Source organism: Tolypothrix sp. VBCCA 56010, assembly GCF_050875635.1.
GTDB lineage: Bacteria > Cyanobacteriota > Cyanobacteriia > Cyanobacteriales > Nostocaceae > Hassallia.
Window position 1 is genome coordinate 66,173 of record NZ_JBPAOH010000015.1, and the last position, 21,180, is coordinate 87,352.

A 21,180-nucleotide genomic window follows, 5' to 3' on the forward strand; every position below is an offset into this window, starting at 1 on the left:
CCTAAGTGAAGCAAATCTCAGTGGTGCTAACTTAACAGGGGCAATTCTCAAATCTGCCAACCTCAGCAGGGCAAATCTCAGTGGTGCGAAACTGGATCGGGCAAACTTCTTTGGATGCTAACCTGTATTAAACAGACATCCTGTGAAGTTAAATATCTAGATTTTCAGCACATGAAATCGGGTGATATGAATTGGGAAAAAGGTAACATTGATTTTCCCCATTACCCATTTTCCATTACCTATTCCCAAATCATCAGACTACCAATCGTAAGAGTAAGAATAATTGAGCCTTGGGGCACATATTGCAATTTGGAGATAAATGCTATATTCTTTTTGCCAATAATCAAATTATAAGATGTGAGGAATACTTTTGCTATGTCTGCTAATAAGACAGACACGGTTTTGAATAGATTGATAGCCATATCGGTTATATTTACTGTTTCATTGACTCTAATTTTATTGGCATTTTCTCATCATGAGAAAGTGTCAACGCAGCAAAAAATAGAGAATAGAAATCAAACATTAACAACTTCTGCAATAGTTTTTTTAGGGCTAGCAGGAATGATTAATGTTTATTATGCAGCAAAGCGTACAGAAGCTTTAGAAAAAAGTGCGATCGCAGCAGAAAGAAACATCGAACTCGGCATTCAAAATACCAAACTCAATGAAGATAGGTTGATTGCTGAACGCTTTATGGCAGCGATTGAACAGCTTGGACATAACAAAGTAGAAACGCGGACAGGTGCAATTTACGCTTTAGAACGAGTTGCTCAAGATTTTCCCAAAGAACACTGGACAATCATGGAAATTCTCTCAGCTTTTGTGCGCGAGAATGCTCCGATCCAGGTGGAACAACGACAACAAACAGAAGAAGATTCTGAACCTCGTTTTGGCAGACACATCCGCGTCACGCATCGCGAACATCCCGACGACCTAAACTGGTTGGAGGAATCACCGCGCATTCGTACAGATATTCAAGTGGCTTTAACAGTCATCGGTAGACGCGATTCACAAAAAGACCCGGTAAATCAGAAAATTGATTTACGCAATACTTACATCAGACGTGCAGACCTGCGTGGAGTATATCTTGCCGGGGCAGACTTAAGCGGATCTGACCTTTGTGGTGCAGACTTGCGATCGGCTGATTTGTGTGGTGCAGACCTGGATAAAGCTCAACTGTGTGGTTCAATTTTGTATGAAGCCAACTTGCAATCATGCAGCTTGATGGGAGCCAACCTTTCCGCAGCCAATCTGAATAAAGTTAAGCTGTGTGGAGCAAATTTACGTGCAGCTAACCTAAAGAGTGCAAGTTTGCGTGCGGCAAATCTCACCGACACCAACCTTTATAAAGCCAACTTGCAACAAGCAACTTTAAAACTTGCCAACCTTTCTGGTGCAAAGCTGTTTTTAGCCAACTTGCAACAAGCAAAGTTCGGTAAAGCTAACTTACAAAATACCGGTTTGATTGGAGCCAACTTGCAACAAGCAAACTTGAATGGAGCTAATCTTAGTAACGCAAATTTGAATGCAGCCAAACTGCAACAAACAGATATATTGTTTGCTAATTTGTCTAAAGCAAGTTTGATAGAAGTTGATTTGTACAGAGCAAATTTGATGGGAGCCAATTTGCAAAGAGCAATCCTTCATGAAGCTAACCTTTGTGAGGCAAACTTGATGGGAGCCAACCTTTATGGGGCAAATCTTTGCGATGTCAACTTAGAAGGAGCAATTTTGACAGGAGCGAAAAATTTAGACCCACAGCAGATTAGAGTAGCATTAGGCGATCGCACAACTCGTCTGCCTGATAATGTTGAAGTACCAATGCATTGGCGGCAAACTGTTTAAGTAATCGCATCAATTGATTATTTGAGTGCATCTTCTTTTTATACAAATTCTATTTCTGTGTTTGCCTGTTAGAAATTATTCGTCTTTACTAACCAATCTGGCTACTGCTATATATAGTGGTGAGCGATCGGGTGATGAGTGCTACTCTGTTGTAATCGGCAATTTTAACCAATCGCTTAGTTCATAAGCTAACCAGTTGAGTTCCGGTTCAGTGAGCCGACCGTAATTCCCAAGCGTAAAAGTTTGCGTCCCTCCTATCCAAACAATAATTTGGCACTGAAGCTTACCTCGGCAACCTTTTTTAAAGGAGCGCTTGACGTATTCCAGATGACTTATAGCCTGCCTTAACCCCTGAAAATTTCTATATTTGTACCCATCAAACAGCTCGGAGGTAAGGAAAAATTTCTGCTGATTGATACGGAGCCGGACTCGTGTAAACGAGTTCGCAAGAAGGAATATTGCTTTAATAAAGGTAAACATCCAAGCATACGTTAGGACAAGAAATATTGAAGATATTATTTGTTGTGGCACTTGGTATAGTAAGTAAGTAACAAAATACCATTTGATCTGAGAGACTATTAGTCCTGCCAGAACAGTGAAGTAGAGGAGTGCAATAAAAAACCACAATCCAGTATCAAAGTTAAGTCCCTTCGCAGGGATGAGGATTTCTAGAGAATTCGCGTCTTTAGTCAGCAAAATTTTGCTACCTGGCGGCTTATGAACAACTAGAGGAGCGCTATTTTTTGTGAGTTGTTCCTGTTCCAGTGCTTGCAGTGCTTCAAAGGCAGATGTACTGCGCCGATCTAAACTGGGTTCACACATGCACCTTAACCAATTGGCAAAGGCAGGACTGAGATTGGCTACCTGCTCAAACTGAATCCGTCCATCCTTCTGGGGTAAATCAGCTGGATGTGAACCCGTTACCAAGGCAATTAAAGTGGCTCCTAAGCTGTAGAGGTCAGAGGCTGGAACTGTGCGTCCGCCAAATTGCTCCGGTGGCATATAGCCATAAGTTCCTACCACTGTAATGGTTCCCCCTTCCTTGGCAGCAAGAGTCTGCACAGAGCCAAAATCTACTAGGTGGACTTCGCCAACACTATTGCCAGAGCAATTTGTCAGCAGAATATTGCTGGGCTTGATGTCGCGGTGGATAACTGGAGGCTGACGCCCATGCAAGTAAATGAGGATGGACAAAAGGGCGATCGCTATCTCCTTAACTTCTACTTCACTAAATGTACGTCCAGCTTTGAGATGTTCGTCTAGCGATTTTCCTTCCACATAAGTCTGTACGAGGGCAAATCCTTTGCCGTTTGGTGAATCTAGCTCAAAGTAGTTGAGGTAGCTGGGAATGGCTCTATGGGATATAGCTTTGAGGGTTTCTGCTTCACGCTCAAACAGCTTTAGATGCTGCCATTCAAAGTCATTGCTGAACAACAGCAGCTTGACCACAACTAATTCCTGAGTTTTGAGGTCACGGGCTAACAGCGTTTGTCGCCCAGCATTTTTTCCTAGTTGCTGCACTACCTCGTAACGAGCGTTTAGGACTCGATCCTTCATGCTTTTTTCTTTTGTTGCTAGCTTTTACTAGTTTCTATAGCTTTACACAGCTGCTGTGTTATGTAAAAAACTGGTGAGCGATGTAGTAGCGACAAGCAGCAAGGAACAGCGGCAACGCTCCTGTGTTGTCATCTACAATTCTAACCAATCGCTGTAAATCTATTCAGTGCCAAGGCTCCCCTACAATTTAAGTTTATTAACATAGTTTGAAATTTTCCTACCTACTTACAAAGAAGGAAGAAGGAAGAAGGAGTATAAATAAAAACTTCAGTTCTGGGTTGAAAGTAGGGGCACAACGCCCGTTGTGCCCGTACGTTAAAAACATGTATTTTGAGTACCCACGTGGCAAAAAAATACAGCGTCCTTATTTCAATCCCACCTATGCTTAAAGGTGGGTACTTCTTCACATCGATCCGATCGCCTTCTTTCTTCGTGAATTAAGCCATATTTAAAATAATAATTAATTTCACCAAACAAGTACTATTTTTTTCACTAAGTACACGATCGCATTCCGACGATGACAAATCCGATTATGAAAGTAGCGGTAATTCATGAATTACCGCTACGAACGGTGTCGGATTGCGCTCATTCCTATTAAAGTAGGAGATACTTGAGAACGATTAAACTTGTTTTACGCCCGGATGACCATTTTCCACCACAAATGAAGCACGGGTACTGATTGTGCCAGATTGAGTTGTCACGTCTGACATAACTTGATAGTCAGCCTGCCAGTTTCTGGGAGTCACTACGCAGCGGACATATCCCCGTTGACCATTGTAAAACTTAATGTGCGGATTTTCTGGCAACGAGGCTTCTACAGTGGCACTTGTGTCTGCCCCATCGCCACCGCTGGTAATTGAGGTACAAACAAATTCACTGCCAACTGTAGCAGATTCTGGATTATCAAAGTCAGCTTTCAAATTCATTGCCCAATTGGAATGCACATCACCTGTCAAAACCACAGGATTAGACGGTTTGCGATCATCCAAGAAACGAAGAAGGCGATCGCGTGAAGCTAAATACCCATCCCACTTATCCATGCTGAAGGTTGCACCTTCGCCTGGTGTCAAGTCTCTTTGAGCAACTATAACTTGTTGAGCCAGAATGTTCCACTGAGCCTGGGAGCGATCTAAACCACGCAATAGCCAATTTTCTTGACGCTTGCCAGTAATCGTCGCATTTAAGTTAAAATTCTCTGGGCAACGTTCTTTGGTTCCATCTCCACAAGGTTGGTCTGTGCGATATTGCCGGGTATCTAGCACATGGAAGGTTGCCAAATTACCAAAGGAAAGCCGACGGAAAAGTTGCATATCAGATCCGCTAGGTCGCGAGAAGGGTCGTAGCGGCATGTGTTCGTAGTAAGCTTGATAAGCAACCGCCCGTCGTTCTAGGAATACAGAGCGATCTTGATCCGGTTCATTATCAACTTCCGAGATGTCGTTGGCGTAATTGTTTTCTACTTCGTGGTCGTCCCAAGTTACAATCCAGGGAAATGCTGCATGAGCTGCTTGCAGATTGGGATCGGTCTTGTAGAGGGCATGGCGATTGCGATAATCTTCCAGAGTCAGAATTTCCGAACTGTTATGCTGTCTAACACGATTTGCTGTGATTCCTCCCTCGTAGATGTAGTCACCCACATGCACTACCAAATCTAGGTCTTCCTCTGCCATGTATTTGTATGCCGTGAAGTATCCCTGCTCGTAGTGCTGGCAAGAGGCAAGTGCAAAGGCAAGTTTACTTGCAACGCTATTTGATGAAGGAACTGTACGAGTCCGACCAATTGGGCTTTTTTCATTGCCTGAGATGAACTGATACCAGTACCAACGGTTGCTTTTTAGTCCGTTAACCTCAACTCGAACTGAGTGAGCTAATTCTGGGATAGCAATCTCAGTGCCTTTTGCGACAATATTCTTCATGTTGTCATCAGTTGCCACTTGCCATTGAATTGGCACATTGACAGCTGGCATTCCACCTCCATTCAAGGGTTCGGGAGCCAGACGAGTCCAGATGACCACGCTGGTGGGATAGGGTTCACCCGATGCCACACCGAGCGTAAAAGGATAATTGTCAAATTTAACTTGGGCGATCGCTCTAGTATTGGAAAATTGGCTGGCGATCGCTAGTCCACTTAATGCTCCTGCTCCGATAATTAGGCTGCGTCGCTTAATTCGACTGGAAAAAATCGAATTAATATTGTTGTAATCTATCATGCTTATTACCCCTGGCTAAGTAGATTAACGCAGAGGCAAGTTTATCATTCAGACATTAACTCTTTGCAAAGGAGAGGTTAATATCGCCTTTAATGATTAAAATTAAACTAAGCATAAAATGAAAATCCGTTTTGGGCGATCGCTCGTTACTTGATGAGAACATGCAAAGAAGCGATCGCACAACTATTCTACCTAACAATTTGCAAGCACCAACACACTCTTTTTGCTAAATAAGCACGCTTTAAAACATCGGATTGTGTTCATAATCCCAACATTTCTCATCACGCCAAGTTCTATGGGTGCGCTGACATTGAGATTTCTCAGTCAGCCAAGGAATCGATGTTGGGTGGCTGACGGTGGCTGTAGTGGAACCTACGTAGTTAAGTGAGAGTATTAAAGAAGCTGTACAAAAGCCAGAAGTCGGTAGTACAGCGACTAAGGCAGCGAATAACATGATTTTTGCTCTTGTCGAAAGTTGAAATTTGCCTTGTTTAATACTCAGGCGATCGCGCATATATTTTTCCAATTTTTCGGTGAATCTAAGTAGAAATTAAGCGTAAAATGCAAACTTTATAGAAAGCATATATAAGCAAAGTTTTGCTTTCTGCCTTCTATTTAGCAGTTGATATAAATAACGAAACGCTAAAGTAATGCAAATATTTGCATCAACAAGTGTGTTAACAAAACTTTATTTATTGGCTAATTTTCTCGGCGTGTATATCCTGTGGCTGTGTGTAATCTATCTATGAGTTGATTTTTGCACGGTCTTATTTAAAAGCATAGATGTTGACCGTGATTTTTACTAATAAAAAATACTTAGATATTGTTTTTAAAGATTACATATATTTTTTCTACTAGCAAATAATTTTATTTTTTGGTGTAGATAAGATAATTTTTTTGTAGAGATAATTTAAATTTAAAAGACACAATTTGTTTCTTATACCTGCGAACGTATTTCTGAAAAGTATAAAAAGTTTAAAATTTGAAACTTAAATTTTGAGCTACACTAGCCTCGAAGATGGCAATAGGACTTACGCAACAGGCACTCTTATAACCTTATGATTGACCTTTACACCTTCACCACACCCAACGGACGCAAGGCTTCGGTTATGTTGGAGGAAGTTGAACTTCCCTACAACGTCCACAAAATCGACATTACTAAAAACGAGCAGTTTACACCAGAGTATATAGCAATCAATCCCAATAGCAAGATTCCTGCGATTATCGACCAAGATACTGACATGAAAGTTTTTGAATCGGGTGCAATTTTGATTTATTTGGCAGAAAAAACCGGTAAATTCCTACCTGTCGATCAAAAAAATCGTTTTCAAGTACTTGAGTGGCTGATGTGGCAAATGGGAGGTGTAGGACCAATGTCTGGGCAACTCAACCATTTTAAACGGTTTGCACCAGAAAAGATTCCCTACGCGATCGCACGCTATGAAAAAGAAACTCTACGACTTTACAGCGTGTTAGATAAACAATTAGCAGACAAAGAATTTATCTGCGGTGACTATTCGATTGCAGACATAGCCACCTATCCTTGGATATCCATTTATGAAAGTCAAGGTTTAACGCTAGATAATCACCCAAATCTCAAACGTTGGGTAGAAACAGTACAGCAACGTCCAGCAGTACAGCGGGGGATGAAAGTGCCGTAATTGGGCATTGGGCATGGGGCATGGGGCATGGTGCATAGGGCATGGGGCATTGGGCATTGGGCATGGAAAGAATCGTATTAGAACGCGCACTCGCTTTCTTGAACTTGTTTAATTCCCATTGCCCATTGCCCATTGCCCATTGCCCATTGCCCATTGCCCCATGCCCAAATCATCACATCGAACCCATAACAACTCCCCAGAAATAATCTTCAAAAGGTCTTTCATCAAGGTCGATGTGAAATTTTTTCGCCCAAGAGTAAATATCCAAGCTGACACGTCCGCTTTCTTGGTCAAACCAAGAACCACCTTTAAACGAGATATTTCCTAATATCGTAATCCAGTGATTTGGGTAAGGTAAAAAAGGCTTTTTGCCGCCAAGCAAACCTGAGGCAGTAATCAAACCAAACGCTACACCACCAGAATCGATAATAGTTGATGCTTCATTCAAAGCCTCGTATTCTCCAAATATATATGTATGAATGTACTTGACTTGATGATAACCTAATACTTCTCGCGTCCAGCCTTTCATCTCCCAAGATTTTGTCATCCCAGACAAATTTCGGATGATATCTGGCGATTCTACTTCAATGTTAAAAATCGAGTTTTCTGCTTCTCGTAATGTTGCTAAAACCATCCAATCGGCTTGACTTAATCGCAGTCTCCCTCGACTTTTAACAAGTGTTTGAGATGCTTTAATGCGTGTAGTCTGTCCTTGAAAACTCCCAGTTTCAAATATACTGCGGCAAATTTGCACATAACGCAGTGGTTGTTTGCGAATAAGTTCAAACAAAATGGACGCGGGTCCGCAAAATGGTTGTCCACCTTGATTGACTAGAAAAGGATCGGCAACACGCGATCGCATGTCCGCAAGTACTTGGTTTTTATCTAAAGTTGCCCAAACACCAGGTACATTAGATTTTTCAAAGTCTGCGATCGCTGAAATAACTGCTGGATCTAACTGCTGGGAATTCATATATTTATTAGATTACTGAAAGTGCCCAATCGTTAATTTCCTTGACTACAGTACCGATGACTAGTAATCTGCAAAGAATCTTAACAAAGTCACAAAGGAGAAATTAACGATGAAGCATAAAGTTTTGCCACTTTACCATTCATCCTTTTTGTTACTTAAGTAGGTGGGTTGAATTAAATATAAAACCACCTGCGGGTGCGTTACCGCGTTCTTTCTTGGTGTCCGCAGGACAAGCGCGTAACGCACCTTGAACCATTAATGGTGCGTTAAACTTTGTTATAACGCACCCTACACTATCTTATAATTATTTGCACCTAGCTACTTACGTCTCTTCTTCTCTCACAAAGATATTTTTTAACACCCATTTACTCCAGTCTTTACCATTCAGTTTGGTTTGCCAAGCCTGATATAATTTTTGACCGGAACCGACTCCAAATATTGTTAATCTGCCATCTTGATTTTGACTTACTTTGAGATTCTTACTAATTTGCTCGGTAAAATCTTGCCATTTGCCCCATTTACCATTAGGTTCAGTTTGTGCAACTCGATATGCTTTTTTATCAGTACTAATTGCAAAAGCTTCTAGCCTACCATCTGGATTTTGAGCTACTGCTAAAGTTTTCGCAACTCCACGAGAAAGATTGTCCCATTTACTCCAATCGTTACTATTGATTGTGGTTTGCCAAATATGATATGCTTTGTCATCAGTACCAACTACAAAAACTTCTAGTCTGCCATCTTTGTTTGGAGCTACTGTCACACTTTTAGCAGTTCCATCAGCAAGACTATCCCATTTACTCCAATCCTTACTATTAAGTGCAGTTTGCCAAGCATGATAGACTTTATTATCAGTACCAATTGCAAAAACTTCTAGTCTGCCATCTTGATTGGGAACTAATGTCAAATTATCAGCAATGCCACGAGAAAGATCGTCCCATTTATTCCATTCTTCACTGTTGGCTTTATTTTGCGAAGTATAATAAACCTTATCATCAGTACCGATCGCCACGACTTCGAGTCTACCATCTTTATTTGCAGCTACTGCCAAACTTTTCGCAATTCCACCTGAAAGGCTTTTTAATGGACTCCAATCTTTGCCATTAACTGTGGTTTGCCGAGCATGATAAACTTTTTTATCGTTACCAATTGTAAAAACTTCTAGTCTGCCATCTTGATTGAAAGCTACTGTCAGACTTTTAGCAGTTTGATTTGAAAGACTTTGCCAATCACTCCAATCTTCGCCATTCGGTGTAATTTGCCAAGCATGATGAATATTATCATCAGTGTCAATTACAAAAGCTTCTAATCTACCATCTTGATTTCGTGCAACTGCCAAACTACTTGTAACACGATTAAAGTCTTGCAAAGTTGTACTAGCTACATTGGCTTCGCTAGATTCTTGTAGATTCGCCATTTAAACCTCCTAAATCTCTATTAAATGAGAGATGAATAAATAAAGAATGACAATTTATTATCTCTGCCTTTTATTTAATAGGCTTAATCGCAATCAAATTATGCAGTTTATCCTTGCGTCCACCTTTGCATCTATCTAAAGTAGTCCTTTACATCAAACCCGCTGCAAACAAGATCCCCGACTTATCACTCGAAGTCGGGGATCTGAGTTTTTCAGAATATTTCCGAATTATCTCCACGTCATATCTGTAGAACAACTTCAGACGTTAAATTTGGTTACAAATGCAGCTTTGTATCGACGTTTTCGTATCTCTTGTGCTAAATTCGCACAGACCGTGACGAGCGACGAATCTGGTCAGTCAATGATTATCGCTCTGAAATATATGGGCATACTAAGCAGAACAATCTGAAGATCGAATCAGAGTTTATGACTGCTCCTGGACGACTGCACCAAGCAACGGCACATCAACCAACTCAGCCATTGTCCCATGAAAAAGAGAAAGCGACTGGCAAACTTTCCCTGCGATCGCTCCTCATCGTCCCCTTTGTGCTGCAAATTTTTGCAGCCGTGGGATTAACCGGCTATCTGTCCTTTCGGAATGGGCAGCAGGCAATTAATGATTTGGCAACTCGCTTACGCAGCGAAGTGAGCTTACGCATCGATCAGCATCTTCAAACTCAACTCGATACTGCTCGTAACCTTGCCCAAACAAACGGAGATGCCATTGATCTACAGTTACTTGACCCGAAAGATCCAACAGCATTAGGTCAATTTTTTTGGAAACAATTAAAACTACATGACATCGGCTACATTGGCTTTGCCTACACCACAGGAGATTTTGCAGAACTGAAAGAAGCAAAACTAGTAGCCGATGGTGCGAACCAAGCCAAGAGTGAATTTCTCGCCAACATGAGCCACGAACTGCGAACGCCCCTCAACGGTATTTTGGGCTACGCTCAAATCCTCAACCGCTCTAAGGCGTTACCAGAGAAAGAACGGCATGGGGTAGAAATCATTCACCAGTGTGGTTCTCATTTGCTGACGCTGATCAACGATGTCTTGGACTTGTCCAAAATTGAAGCCCGTAAACTAGAACTCGCACCTTCATCGATTCACTTTCCCTCATTCCTCCAAGGTGTCGCGGAAATCTGCCGCATTCGTGCCGACCAAAAAAACATTGACTTCGTTTACGATCCCGATCCGCAGTTGCCTGAAGGAATTTTTGCCGATGAAAAACGGCTGCGTCAGGTCTTACTCAACTTGCTGGGAAATGCAATTAAATTCACCGAATTTGGTTCTGTCACGCTCAAGGTTGCCGTAGTTGAGAATCATGCCAATCCGTCCACTCGCACTTTCAAGTTTCAAGTTGAAGATACCGACGTAGGAATTGCGCCTGACCAGTTGGATAAAATTTTCCAGGCTTTTGAACAAGTGGGCGATCGCCAGCGCCAAGCCGAGGGCACCGGTTTAGGACTGGCGATCAGCCAAAGAATTGTCCAACTCATGAACGGACAAATCCAAGTATATAGCCAACCCCAAGTCGGTAGTGACTTCTTTTTTGAGGTGGAACTGGCGATCGCCACCGATTGGGCAAAGCAAAACTCGATCGCGACTGGAAAACAAATTATTGGTTATGAAGGACAACGACGTAGCATTCTTGTGGTAGACGATCGTTGGGAAAACCGAGCCGTTCTCGTCAACTTGTTAGAGCCACTAGGATTCCAACTCACTGAAGCCGAAAATGGACAACAAGGATTGGAAAAAATCCGCCAATTATCACCTGACTTAGTGATTACAGACTTGGCGATGCCAGTCATCAACGGCTTTGAACTGCTCAAACAAATTCGCTCTTCTAATGATTTGCAACACCAGAAAATCATTGTCTCTTCTGCATCAGTGGCACAAGCCGATCGACGGATGAGTTTAGATGCAGGGGGAGATGATTTCCTGGCAAAGCCAGTAGAAGTCAGCGAATTATTTAACCTCTTAGCCACTCATTTGCAATTGGAATGGAAATATGAAATGACTAATAACGACTCTGGGTCATCCACTCCCACGACTGGATTGCAGAACCCAGAGGCAACTATCTACCAAAAAGAACTCTCCGATCCGAGTGCTTCACTACAGGCAGTTATGAAAGAGGTGGACTTGGAATATTTGCAAGAGGATTTACCCAAGTTGATCGATTCGATGCAACAAGGAGTCGATCGCATTCGCACAATCAGCACCAGTTTAAGAATCTTCTCGCGTTCTGATAGCGATCGCCCCATTCTTTGCAATATCCACGACGGCATTGACAGCACGATCTTAATTCTCAAGCATCGCCTCAAAGCAAACGTTTCTCGCCCGGAAATTGAAGTGATCGCAGACTATGGCGATCTGCTACTCTTAGAATGCTTTGCCGGACAACTGAATCAGGTATTTATGAATATTCTCAGCAATGCGATCGATGCCTTGGAAGACTCTAATCTTGGACGCAGCTTTGCAGAAATTAAAGCTAATCCCAATCAAATTACCATTCGCACAACCCTAGAGAATCAACAGGTCAAGATTGCGATCAAAGATAACGGCATAGGAATGACACAAGACGTTAAAGCCCGCATCTTCGACCATCTGTTTACAACAAAAAGCGTAGGCAAGGGAACGGGGTTGGGCTTGGCGATCGCAAAGTCTATCGTAGTCCAGAAACACTGTGGGACGCTATCCGTGAACTCAACGTTAGGTCAAGGGACAGAGTTTGTGATTTCAATTCCGGTGAAGGCGATCGCTCATATCATGTCCGTTTAATTGACATTAATAAAAAAATCCGTTTTCCTTGTAGAGACGTAGCAGTGCTACGTCTCTACATCATATGTAATAAACCTGTCAAGATATCATTCCCTCGTCGTTGACAAACACCTGGCAACCCCCCATCTGGCGATAAAAGCGATCGCTTGTGCTTGCAACTGCGATAAAATTCTCAAGCACAACGCACTCCACAGCTATGCAAATCAACTGGGAAACTGCCAAAACCTACGAAGATATTCTTTACCACAAAGCTGACGGTATCGCCAAAATCACTATCAATCGTCCCCACAAACGCAATGCTTTTCGTCCAAAAACTGTCTTTGAACTCTACAACGCTTTTTCTGATGCCCGTGAAGATACTAATATTGGTGTTGTACTATTTACTGGGATCGGACCCCACACAGATGGGAAATACGCCTTTTGTGCTGGCGGCGATCAAAGTGTGCGCGGACACGCCGGTTATGTAGATGATGATGGTGTACCCCGTTTGAATGTATTAGATTTACAACGCCTGATTCGTTCGATGCCGAAAGTAGTAATTGCTTTGGTTGCTGGATATGCGATCGGTGGTGGACACGTCCTACACTTAATTTGCGATCTCACCATCGCTGCCGATAATGCCATTTTCGGGCAGACTGGTCCGAAAGTCGGCAGTTTTGATGGTGGTTTTGGCGCTAGCTATCTCGCTCGCATCGTCGGACAAAAAAAAGCGCGAGAAATATGGTTTCTCTGTCGGCAATACACTGCACAACAAGCCGAGGAAATGGGTTTAGTTAATTGTGTCGTACCAGTAGAACAACTAGAAAAAGAAGGAATTCAGTGGGCACAAGAAATATTAGAAAAAAGTCCGATCGCTATTCGCTGTCTAAAAGCCGCATTCAACGCCGATTGTGATGGACAAGCTGGTTTGCAAGAACTCGCCGGTAATGCCACTTTACTTTATTACATGACCCAAGAAGGTTCTGAAGGCAAACAAGCTTTTCTCGAAAAGCGTCCGCCAAATTTTCGCGACTTTCCTTGGCTACCTTAAAACTCAAAAATCGCACCTTTGCTTAAAGATGCGATTTTTGAAGATGTGAAGATTCTTTACAGATTAATAAGTATTAAAACCAAATTTACTTTGGGCAGATTAATGAAAGCGAGTTCGGTAACAATCAGCCCCTAAATTAAAATTGCCTGAGCTTGTGCCTGTTCAGAAGTGCAGACGGCTGTTTGAGTTACAGAAGCAACTGCAATTTTATCTAAACTAGAACCTAAAGAACTAGAAGCCAAAATCGGTGTTGCATTAGGCAAACTCCAAACATCTTCCAAACTTTCCCAGCTAGGTGCAAACGGTGGGAGCGCGAAAGAGCAAGCCTTCCAACTTCCGAGAACTGGCGCTCCCAACTGTTGGCAAAGTCCGCCACGGCGTCCTTCCGGCTTGTAATGACGACAATATCGACAGGCAGAAGTCAAGAATTTAATAGGTTTCATTTGGGTTCATTTTAAATCCCGTTAGGGCTGATTTCTAGTTTCAATTCTGCTCTACATATAAATACCTATTTAAGCCAGAAACCGATTATTCTGTATATGTTCTAGCGATCCCGATGAAAATATTAACTTTATAAAATTTTTATATTTGTGTCATATTTGGCAATAATCCAACTACCGTAAATACAGCGATATAAAGCTCAAAAGCATTAGGGATCAAGGTTAAGCCTTATGTTTTAGATTTAGTCAGCGTATTAAATTCACCTCCAAAAATGTCACATAACATAGCTGGCAGAAATTAAGGGGAAAATTACGAGAAATTTCAATCAGTATATCTACAGGAATACTACCTGATAAATATAATTTTTCTATCGATGAGAGTAAAATATTAAATCATAAATAAGGTTTTTTGTAGTAAGCACTCGTGTGTGCTGTAAATAGGCACTATCCACGCCTACTACGTTTATCTATTTTTTTGTTGTCTTCAAATATTAGAAAACTGCTTAGTAGCACAGATAGAACAGACACCCCAACGCTGAATTTCGCCTGGTGGGGTGGGAGATTGACATTGAGGACAAATAGGTAAATTATGCGATCGCCTTTGCATCTTTTTAGCCCAATTTTCAAAAGCAGCATTCGTATTCTTAGTGGGTGCGCGATCGCGCTCTTTCCTTGTCTCATCACCAAGGTAACTGGGATGTTCGCACGGCGAAAGTGTTTTTTGCTGGTTTGCTTTATCTTGGGGACGCTTCCAACCAGCAGTAGAGAAGTGAATATCTACCAAAGGATCGGGCAGTTTTTCATTTAACTTTACAAGCAGTCGCTGACGCTCGAAAGTCAAATTTTGCGCCCAAGCAGCGCTAGAAGTTGCCACCCGCAATACATCGCGCTGAATCGACAATGGTTGAGTATGAGCGGCGATCGCACTTCCTACCACTTCAGCCCAACACTTGAGCAAGCGCTTAAATGGCTGCTGGTACAGTAATATCTGAATTTCCGGAAGATTTAAAATGTCATTAACTGATTTCAAAGACATCTCGCGTTAACCAAAAGCAAAAATTTTAACTTGTGACAAAAACGATAAATCTATTGTTTGAATTTTCGTTAGGATTGGCACACATGTATTGTGAACTACCCCACCTTGGCTTCGCCTGTTCGGCTTTGCCGTTCCCGAAGGGTAGGCGGGGCTTCTGTACTCATAGGCGAGTGCCGCAACTGGGACTTTCGTCCTAGCTTTGGTCTTACCTCCCCTCCTACAGCTCCAGACGGTTGAACCTTCCGCCAATAGCCATCTGATACCCTCTGCTCTAATATTTATCGCTGCGTTTCCATCGCGATCGTGATGAGTTCCACAATGGGAACAAGTCCATTCACGGACATCCAATGGCATCTCTTTGACTTGATAAAAACAATTAGAACAGAGCTTGGAACTAGGAAACCATCTATCTATCTCAACTAACTTTGCACCTTTGCGCTCTAGCTTATAGGCTAAAAAGTTGGTGAATGTTCCCCACCCAACATCAGATATAGCATGAGCCAAATTGTGATTACGTACCATGCCCTTGACATGAAGATTTTCTACTATGACAGCTTGGCTATCGCTGACCAACTTATAACTAAGTTTATGTAGAAAATCTTGCCGCGAATTGCTAACTCGTTCGTACACTTTGGCAACAACTTTTCTATACTTGTACCGTGAATTACTCCCTTTTTGTTTACGCGCTAGCTTTTGTTGCTTGCGCTTCAGGTTCTTTTCATGTTTGGCAAGATGTTTAGGATTGTCATATTTAAACACTTTCTCGCCGTCAGTGACAACCGCAAAGTGTTTCAATCCTAAATCAATACCGTAGATTTTACCCTCTGAGATGGTTGGATTTTCACCCTCTACCTCAGTCAGGATGGATGCAAAATATTTCCCTGATGGAGTTTTACTAACAGTGACAGTTTTGATTTTACCCTCAATGGGTCTGTGTATTTTGGCTTTGACTAGCCCAATATTGCCTGGGAGTTTGACAAAGGAGCCATCTACAATTTTGACATTTTGAGGATATTGAATCGACTGTTTCCCCTGCTTGGATTTGAATTTAGGAAATCCAGCACGTTTCTCAAAAAAGTTTTTATATGCGGTGGTCAAATTCAGTGTCATCGCCTGTAAAACTTGGCTATAGCAATCAGCTAACCACACAGTATATAAGTGCTTTTTTGAGTTTTGGTAACAGTGCATTGAGTGCTGCTTGTCCTAGCCCTTTACCTGTTTCCTTGTAAGTTTCAATTGACTTATTTAGAGCATAATTCCACCACCAGCGAGAACATCCGAATGTTTGCGCTAATAATATTTCTTGCTCTTTAGTTGGATACAAACGAACTTGAACAGCTTTATGCAGCACTGACGCATCACCTCCTTAGTTTACTATTCTACTACAATATATAATTAGCAGTAAAGTAGTAAAACAAAATATTTTAAACGACAACAACCATCCCACTCACCAATCAATCTGCGATCGATATAGTTCGGGGATGGCATCGTCGCTGCCCTGCTATCCATCCCCTCCCTGCCTTGTCTACGACACGCTGCGCGAACGGCTGAGGGAGGGGAATTCCGCAGAATTTGTTAAATTAGGACTTACGCTTTTGAGATCGAAAAACGAACCGCCAAGGACACCAAGGAGGAGGAGTTTGAGAGATTTTTTGCGTAAGTCCTGTAAGTTAATCCAGTAATCTACTTTTGAGGCAGACAGGCTATGAGTCAAGAAATGCGACTTTTGGGTACTCAATCGTCGAAAACACCTGGGTTGAAGCCACAACTAGCAGCAGCATTATCTTGTTTAGAAGTGCAACTAGATCAAGAGTTAGCCCGCTATCGACGTACACGAACCGGATACAACATACCTAACCAAAGCCGCGTCAGTAATAACGCACCTCAACCCCAACAGACTGCGATCGCCGCGTTGGACCAAGCGTCCAAAAAAGCCGTACCAACTCCAACTTTGTTACAACAACAGACCGTTCTGCAACCGAATACCCCGTCCGCATCTGTTGAAGTTGAAACTCCTCAGTCAATGCCAGCGGCGACAACGGTAAATACTGAGTTACCAAAACCTCCAAAGGTTGAGATTATAGATAAAACAGATACACCTAATGAGGCAAATGGCAGTATTGTGCCTGCGGTTGTCAAATCTGATAAAACAGAAAATACCCCATCAGAAGTTCCCCCCAAGCAGCCAGACGATTATTTAGAATCATCTGAAGCACTGCTGCGAAGTTTGACAGAAGAACCACAAAAAAGAAAGCCAAGTAACAGCGACAATCTGCTATCACCTTTGGGGATTGGCTCAATGTTATTGCTATTAGTAGCTAGTTTAACGTTGGGATACGTAATATTTAATCCGAAAAGCTTGTCGGTGTTTGGCTTTGGTGATAAGTCTCAGCCAAATTCGCCACCAACGGCATCGACAACTAATGTAAAAAATACTGAGAAAACGAAACCGGAAACACCGAGTACGCCCATACCTAAGTATCCGAATCTCGCCACCGATGAATTTCCAGAGGTGAACGATCCTAATGACGTAGTTGGCTTAAAACCCAAACCGAAACCGACTCCTACAGCAATACCAAGCCCTGTGGCGGCAAGAATTCCGGCAAATCCACCTGTAGCGCCAACACAACAAGCGCAACCCTTGCCAGGACAAATACCGACACCAAAGGCGACAACTTCGCCCAAGCCAGAATTGCCGCTAACACAAATGAAACCGTCAGCGGATGGATTTTATCATATTGTCATAGATAATCAAGGCGCGAGCGCTTTCGCTTCTGCACGGCAAGTAATTCCCGATGCTTATTTATCACCTGATGGAAAATTCATTTATCTGGGTGCGCTGAAAACCAAAGAGCAAGTAAAACAACAGATGCAGCTACTACAGTCCAAAGGAATTAAAGCGCGGGTGGAGCAACCTTAAGAAGCCAAAATCTACGATACCATGAAAAAAACATCTACTTAACCCCTAGCTGTTGACACTGCGAGCTAATCGCTATGTGCTTTTCAAAAAATGAATGGAGAGCGGAAATGGAACTGATGAAGCGTATCCAACGGGTGATTCGCGCTAATCTCAATAGTATGACGGGCAGTGCGGAAGATCCAGAAAAGATTCTCCAACAAGCCGTTATGGAGATGCAAACTAATTTGGTGCAATTGCGACAAGCAGTAGCACAAGCGATCGCTACTCAAAAACGCACTGAACGACAAACCGCTCAGGCTAAGTCAACAGCTATTGAATGGTATCGTCGCGCTCAACTAGCGCTACAAGCCAATAATGAACCTCTCGCAAAAGAAGCGCTCACTAAACGTCGTGCCTATCAAGAAACAGAAAAAGCTCTTGCAGCTCAAATGGAGCAGCAAAACAGTCTGATAGTTAAAATGAAACAAGATATGCGATCGCTAGAATTTAAAATTAGCGAGGCGAAAACCAAAAAAGATATGTACATTGCTCGCGCTCGTTCTGCTGAAGCGTCTTACCGACTTCAGGAAATGTTGAGCAATTCATCTACCACTAGCAGCCTAAACGCTTTTGAACGGATGGAAGAAAAAGTTTTGCAACTCGAAGCCAAATCAGAAGCAATAGCTCAACTCGACAGCGATGACTTGCAGCAGCAATTTACCTCTTTAGAATCAAATAATAGTATTGATGGGGAACTAGCAGCAATGAAGGTGCAGCTTTTAAGTGGGACAGATAATGTACCACACCCAGGCAATAATTTCAATTCGTCAAGCGGAAATACCTAAACTCACGAATCGTAAAGATTGGGCAATTAAGCAAAACTAAAGCATATCTTAGAAATTAAGGGTTGTGTGAAGCTACCAATCCTCATCGAAAAGATTAAATTGAAATAGGTAGCTATTAAACAGTAAAAAAGCTAGTGTATCCGTTCAAAGCGCGTAAATCGCAAAAGGAAAAACAAAGTTATGGGATTATTTGATCGCATTAGACGAGTAGTTGGTGCTAACCTTAATGACCTGGTAAGTAAAGCCGAAGATCCAGAAAAAATGCTGGAACAAGCCATCCTGGAAATGCAGGAAGACTTAGTACAGCTGCGTCAGGGAGTCGCTCAGGCGATCGCGGCTCAAAAACGTACAGAAAAACAGTATAATGATGCCCAAAATGAAATAAATAAGTGGCAACGTAATGCCCAGCTAGCGCTGCAAAAAGGTGATGAAAACCTTGCACGCCAAGCACTAGAGCGGAAAAAGACTTACACTGACACCGGCACTGCACTCAAAACCAGCCTGGATCAGCAAAGTACTCAGGTAGATACTCTCAAGCGCAACTTAATTCAGCTAGAGAGCAAAATTTCTGAGGCAAAAACCAAGAAAGAAATGCTCAAAGCGCGGATCACCACCGCAAAGGCTCAAGAGCAACTTCAAGGCATGGTGCGCGGTATGAATACCAGCAGCGCAATGGCAGCTTTCGAGCGGATGGAAGAAAAAGTCTTGATGCAAGAAGCTCGCGCTCAGTCAGCAGGAGAGTTAGCAGGTGCCGATTTGGAAAGCCAATTTGCCAAATTGGAAGCCGGTAGCGATGTTGACGATGAATTGGCAGCTTTGAAAGCGCAGATGACACTCGGACCTGCTGCCACACCAACTCAATCGTTACCCCCAGGACAAACCACCACTCCCAAAACTAATCAGCAACCGGAAGTGGTTGATGCCGAAATCGAATCGCTACGCAAGCAATTGGATCAAATGTAACATTATCAGAAAAATCTTCACATCAACAGTCCCACGCCTTTTGGTCGTGGGATTTCGCTTCAAAATGTAGAGACGCGATACAAAGAGCGTCTGTACGAGTCAATTAAGTTCAAACTCTAGATCATTGACTTTGGACTATTGACGACTTTGAGATAAAGTATTTTGTGTGCCAATATAAATCGTGCCACCAGATGGAGACTGCAATGAGTAAGGGTGTAAGCACTATAACTGATGCTGAGTTTGAAACCGAAGTTTTGAAAGCCGAGCAGCCAGTATTAGTTTACTTTTGGGCTTCTTGGTGCGGACCTTGTAAATTGATGTCACCACTAATCAACTCAGCTGCCAATACGTACAGCGATCGCCTGAAAATCGTCAAAATGGAAGTAGATCCTAACCCGCAGACTGTTAAGGAATATCAGGTTGAAGGTGTACCCGCTCTCCGGCTATTTCAAGGAAACACAGTCTTAGCTTCTAGTGAGGGAGTCATCGGTAAAGATAAATTACTCGACTTCCTAGAAACTCATTTAAACAATAATTAGTCTAAAGTTGTCTGATTGTACAGACGTGACGACCCTACAGACGTTCCGTCCGGAACGTCTCTACCCTACTTTCGTACAGACGTTCAGTCCAGAACGTCTCTACCCTACTCCCAACTCCTGACTCCTAATTAAAATGCAGTTTGCGAAACGTTTACAACCCCTGCAATTCAATGTATTTGCTGAGATGGACAGAGCCAAAGCAATAGCTAAGGCTGCTGGGCAACAGTTGATAGATTTGTCGCTGGGGTCTTCTGATTTACCAGCCGAACCGCACGTAATTGAAGCGATCGCTTCTTCTTTAGGCGATCGAAGTACTCACGGCTACTTGCTGTTTAACGGTACGAGGGCGTTTCGCTCTGCCGCTGCTAATTGGTACGAGCAAAAATTCGGCATAAAAGTTGACCCAGAAACCGAAGTGCTACCCCTGATTGGTTCTCAAGAAGGGACGGCACATTTACCTCTAGCAGTGCTGAATCCTGGAGATTTTGCCTTATTGCTCGATCCGGGCTATCCTTCTCATGCAGGCGGAGTGTACTTAGCCAGCGGTCAAATTTACCCGATGTCACTCCGGGAAAAAAACAATTTTTTACCAGTATTTAGCGAAATTCCCGCCCCTGTTTTGGCACAGTCGCGGATGATGGTATTGAGCTATCCTCACAATCCAACCAGCGCGATCGCCCCATTATCTTTCTTCCAAGAAGCTGTAGCATTTTGTCAACAACATAATCTCGTCCTCGTTCACGATTTCCCCTACGTAGATTTAGTGTTTGAGGAGACTGGGGGACAAGGGGGACAAGGGGGACAGGGAGGACAAGGGGGACAGGGAGGACAGGGAGGACAAGGGGGACAGGGGGACAAGGGGACAAGGGGACAAGGGGACAAGGAGAATAATTCTTTCTTTCCAGGAAAGAATAGAGAAAGGGGGGAGGGGGGGAGGGGGGGGGGGGGGGGAGGGGGGGAAGGGGGTGGAGGGAGGGGAGA

Annotated in this window: 17 protein-coding genes and 3 pseudogenes; 10 read left to right on the forward strand and 10 right to left on the reverse strand. The window is 42.8% G+C overall.

Features of this window, described 5'->3' with window-relative positions:
* Positions 1–7: 7 nt before the first annotated feature.
* Positions 8–121: pseudogene (locus tag AABK37_RS07800) on the forward strand (pentapeptide repeat-containing protein); the annotation flags it as partial.
* A 254-nt stretch (positions 122–375) separates the two neighbouring features.
* A complete protein-coding gene (locus AABK37_RS07805) occupies positions 376–1,845 on the forward strand; it encodes a pentapeptide repeat-containing protein (RefSeq protein WP_432551019.1) in 1,470 nt (489 codons plus the stop codon).
* 141 nt (positions 1,846–1,986) lie between these two features.
* Here the strand turns inward: AABK37_RS07805 and AABK37_RS07810 are convergent, their stop codons facing one another.
* The 3 genes from AABK37_RS07810 to AABK37_RS07820 form a co-directional block, all read right to left on the reverse strand.
* Complete coding sequence (locus AABK37_RS07810) at positions 1,987–3,402, reverse strand: serine/threonine protein kinase (protein WP_432551020.1); 1,416 nt, start codon at positions 3,400–3,402, stop codon at positions 1,987–1,989.
* Between the two features lie 620 nt (positions 3,403–4,022).
* Positions 4,023–5,612, reverse strand: a complete 1,590-nt coding sequence (locus AABK37_RS07815) for an alkaline phosphatase D family protein (protein WP_432551021.1) — start codon at positions 5,610–5,612, stop codon at positions 4,023–4,025.
* A 241-nt stretch (positions 5,613–5,853) separates the two neighbouring features.
* Positions 5,854–6,138 (reverse strand): hypothetical protein, encoded by a 285-nt coding sequence (locus AABK37_RS07820; RefSeq protein ID WP_432551022.1) that lies wholly within the window; start codon positions 6,136–6,138, stop codon positions 5,854–5,856.
* Between the two features lie 532 nt (positions 6,139–6,670).
* Between AABK37_RS07820 and AABK37_RS07825 the strand changes: the two genes are divergently transcribed.
* On the forward strand, positions 6,671–7,273 hold the full coding sequence (locus AABK37_RS07825) for a glutathione binding-like protein (RefSeq protein WP_432551023.1): 603 nt from the start codon (positions 6,671–6,673) through the stop codon (positions 7,271–7,273).
* Here the strand turns inward: AABK37_RS07825 and AABK37_RS07830 are convergent.
* The 4 genes and pseudogenes from AABK37_RS07830 to AABK37_RS07845 form a co-directional block, all read right to left on the reverse strand.
* Positions 7,209–7,427 (reverse strand): hypothetical protein, encoded by a 219-nt coding sequence (locus tag AABK37_RS07830; protein ID WP_432551024.1) that lies wholly within the window; start codon positions 7,425–7,427, stop codon positions 7,209–7,211. The two genes, AABK37_RS07825 and AABK37_RS07830, sit on opposite strands and share 65 nt — an antisense overlap.
* Before the next feature lie 18 nt (positions 7,428–7,445).
* On the reverse strand, positions 7,446–8,246 hold the full coding sequence (locus AABK37_RS07835) for a hypothetical protein (protein ID WP_432551025.1): 801 nt from the start codon (positions 8,244–8,246) through the stop codon (positions 7,446–7,448).
* A gap of 322 nt (positions 8,247–8,568) precedes the next feature.
* Entirely contained in the window at positions 8,569–9,660 is a 1,092-nt protein-coding gene (locus tag AABK37_RS07840) for a hypothetical protein (RefSeq protein WP_432551026.1), read from the reverse strand.
* A 264-nt stretch (positions 9,661–9,924) separates the two neighbouring features.
* Positions 9,925–10,025 (reverse strand): annotated as a pseudogene (locus tag AABK37_RS07845) (four helix bundle protein); the annotation flags it as partial.
* 61 nt (positions 10,026–10,086) lie between these two features.
* Here AABK37_RS07845 and AABK37_RS07850 point away from each other — a divergent pair.
* Both AABK37_RS07850 and menB read left to right on the forward strand, forming a co-directional pair.
* The gene (locus AABK37_RS07850; protein WP_432551027.1) at positions 10,087–12,447 is read left to right on the forward strand and encodes an ATP-binding protein; all 2,361 of its coding nucleotides are present in this window, start codon (positions 10,087–10,089) and stop codon (positions 12,445–12,447) included.
* 196 nt (positions 12,448–12,643) lie between these two features.
* Positions 12,644–13,477 carry a 1,4-dihydroxy-2-naphthoyl-CoA synthase gene (menB, locus tag AABK37_RS07855; protein WP_432551028.1) on the forward strand — a complete coding sequence of 278 codons (834 nt, stop codon included), beginning with the start codon at positions 12,644–12,646 and terminating at the stop codon, positions 13,475–13,477.
* 131 nt (positions 13,478–13,608) lie between these two features.
* Here menB and AABK37_RS07860 read toward each other — a convergent pair whose 3' ends face one another.
* From AABK37_RS07860 to AABK37_RS07870, 3 genes and pseudogenes are all read right to left on the reverse strand, one after another.
* Positions 13,609–13,920, reverse strand: coding sequence for a hypothetical protein (locus tag AABK37_RS07860; protein ID WP_432551029.1), 312 nt, complete (start codon positions 13,918–13,920; stop codon positions 13,609–13,611).
* Positions 13,921–14,401: 481 nt separating this feature from the next.
* Positions 14,402–14,953, reverse strand: coding sequence for a DUF721 domain-containing protein (locus tag AABK37_RS07865; protein WP_432551030.1), 552 nt, complete (start codon positions 14,951–14,953; stop codon positions 14,402–14,404).
* Positions 14,954–15,048: 95 nt separating this feature from the next.
* Positions 15,049–16,304 (reverse strand): annotated as a pseudogene (locus AABK37_RS07870) (RNA-guided endonuclease TnpB family protein).
* A gap of 354 nt (positions 16,305–16,658) precedes the next feature.
* Between AABK37_RS07870 and AABK37_RS07875 the strand changes: the two are divergent.
* The 5 genes from AABK37_RS07875 to AABK37_RS07895 all read left to right on the forward strand — a co-directional run.
* Positions 16,659–17,873 (forward strand): hypothetical protein, encoded by a 1,215-nt coding sequence (locus tag AABK37_RS07875; RefSeq protein WP_432551031.1) that lies wholly within the window; start codon positions 16,659–16,661, stop codon positions 17,871–17,873.
* A gap of 107 nt (positions 17,874–17,980) precedes the next feature.
* Entirely contained in the window at positions 17,981–18,697 is a 717-nt protein-coding gene (locus AABK37_RS07880; RefSeq protein ID WP_432551032.1) for a PspA/IM30 family protein, read from the forward strand.
* 180 nt (positions 18,698–18,877) lie between these two features.
* Positions 18,878–19,660 carry a PspA/IM30 family protein gene (locus AABK37_RS07885; RefSeq protein WP_039743078.1) on the forward strand — a complete coding sequence of 261 codons (783 nt, stop codon included), beginning with the start codon at positions 18,878–18,880 and terminating at the stop codon, positions 19,658–19,660.
* A 203-nt stretch (positions 19,661–19,863) separates the two neighbouring features.
* Positions 19,864–20,199 (forward strand): thioredoxin family protein, encoded by a 336-nt coding sequence (locus tag AABK37_RS07890; RefSeq protein WP_039744025.1) that lies wholly within the window; start codon positions 19,864–19,866, stop codon positions 20,197–20,199.
* Between the two features lie 133 nt (positions 20,200–20,332).
* On the forward strand, positions 20,333–21,180 hold an 848-nt coding region (locus AABK37_RS07895; protein ID WP_432551033.1), incomplete at its 3' end, for an aminotransferase class I/II-fold pyridoxal phosphate-dependent enzyme.

What these genes read in the sequence shown, in the direction of transcription:
- AABK37_RS07890 (WP_039744025.1), top strand. Translation starts at nt 19,864, where the DNA reads ATGAGTAAGGGTGTAAGCACTATAACTGATGCTGAGTTTGAAACCGAA.
- AABK37_RS07840 (WP_432551026.1), bottom strand. Translation starts at nt 9,660, where the DNA reads ATGGCGAATCTACAAGAATCTAGCGAAGCCAATGTAGCTAGTACAACT.
- menB (WP_432551028.1), top strand. Translation starts at nt 12,644, where the DNA reads ATGCAAATCAACTGGGAAACTGCCAAAACCTACGAAGATATTCTTTAC.
- AABK37_RS07865 (WP_432551030.1), bottom strand. Translation starts at nt 14,953, where the DNA reads ATGTCTTTGAAATCAGTTAATGACATTTTAAATCTTCCGGAAATTCAG.
- AABK37_RS07850 (WP_432551027.1), top strand. Translation starts at nt 10,087, where the DNA reads ATGACTGCTCCTGGACGACTGCACCAAGCAACGGCACATCAACCAACT.
- AABK37_RS07885 (WP_039743078.1), top strand. Translation starts at nt 18,878, where the DNA reads ATGGGATTATTTGATCGCATTAGACGAGTAGTTGGTGCTAACCTTAAT.
- AABK37_RS07810 (WP_432551020.1), bottom strand. Translation starts at nt 3,402, where the DNA reads ATGAAGGATCGAGTCCTAAACGCTCGTTACGAGGTAGTGCAGCAACTA.
- AABK37_RS07815 (WP_432551021.1), bottom strand. Translation starts at nt 5,612, where the DNA reads ATGATAGATTACAACAATATTAATTCGATTTTTTCCAGTCGAATTAAG.
- AABK37_RS07805 (WP_432551019.1), top strand. Translation starts at nt 376, where the DNA reads ATGTCTGCTAATAAGACAGACACGGTTTTGAATAGATTGATAGCCATA.
- AABK37_RS07835 (WP_432551025.1), bottom strand. Translation starts at nt 8,246, where the DNA reads ATGAATTCCCAGCAGTTAGATCCAGCAGTTATTTCAGCGATCGCAGAC.
- AABK37_RS07830 (WP_432551024.1), bottom strand. Translation starts at nt 7,427, where the DNA reads ATGGGCAATGGGCAATGGGCAATGGGCAATGGGCAATGGGAATTAAAC.
- AABK37_RS07880 (WP_432551032.1), top strand. Translation starts at nt 17,981, where the DNA reads ATGGAACTGATGAAGCGTATCCAACGGGTGATTCGCGCTAATCTCAAT.
- AABK37_RS07860 (WP_432551029.1), bottom strand. Translation starts at nt 13,920, where the DNA reads ATGAAACCTATTAAATTCTTGACTTCTGCCTGTCGATATTGTCGTCAT.
- AABK37_RS07825 (WP_432551023.1), top strand. Translation starts at nt 6,671, where the DNA reads ATGATTGACCTTTACACCTTCACCACACCCAACGGACGCAAGGCTTCG.
- AABK37_RS07875 (WP_432551031.1), top strand. Translation starts at nt 16,659, where the DNA reads ATGAGTCAAGAAATGCGACTTTTGGGTACTCAATCGTCGAAAACACCT.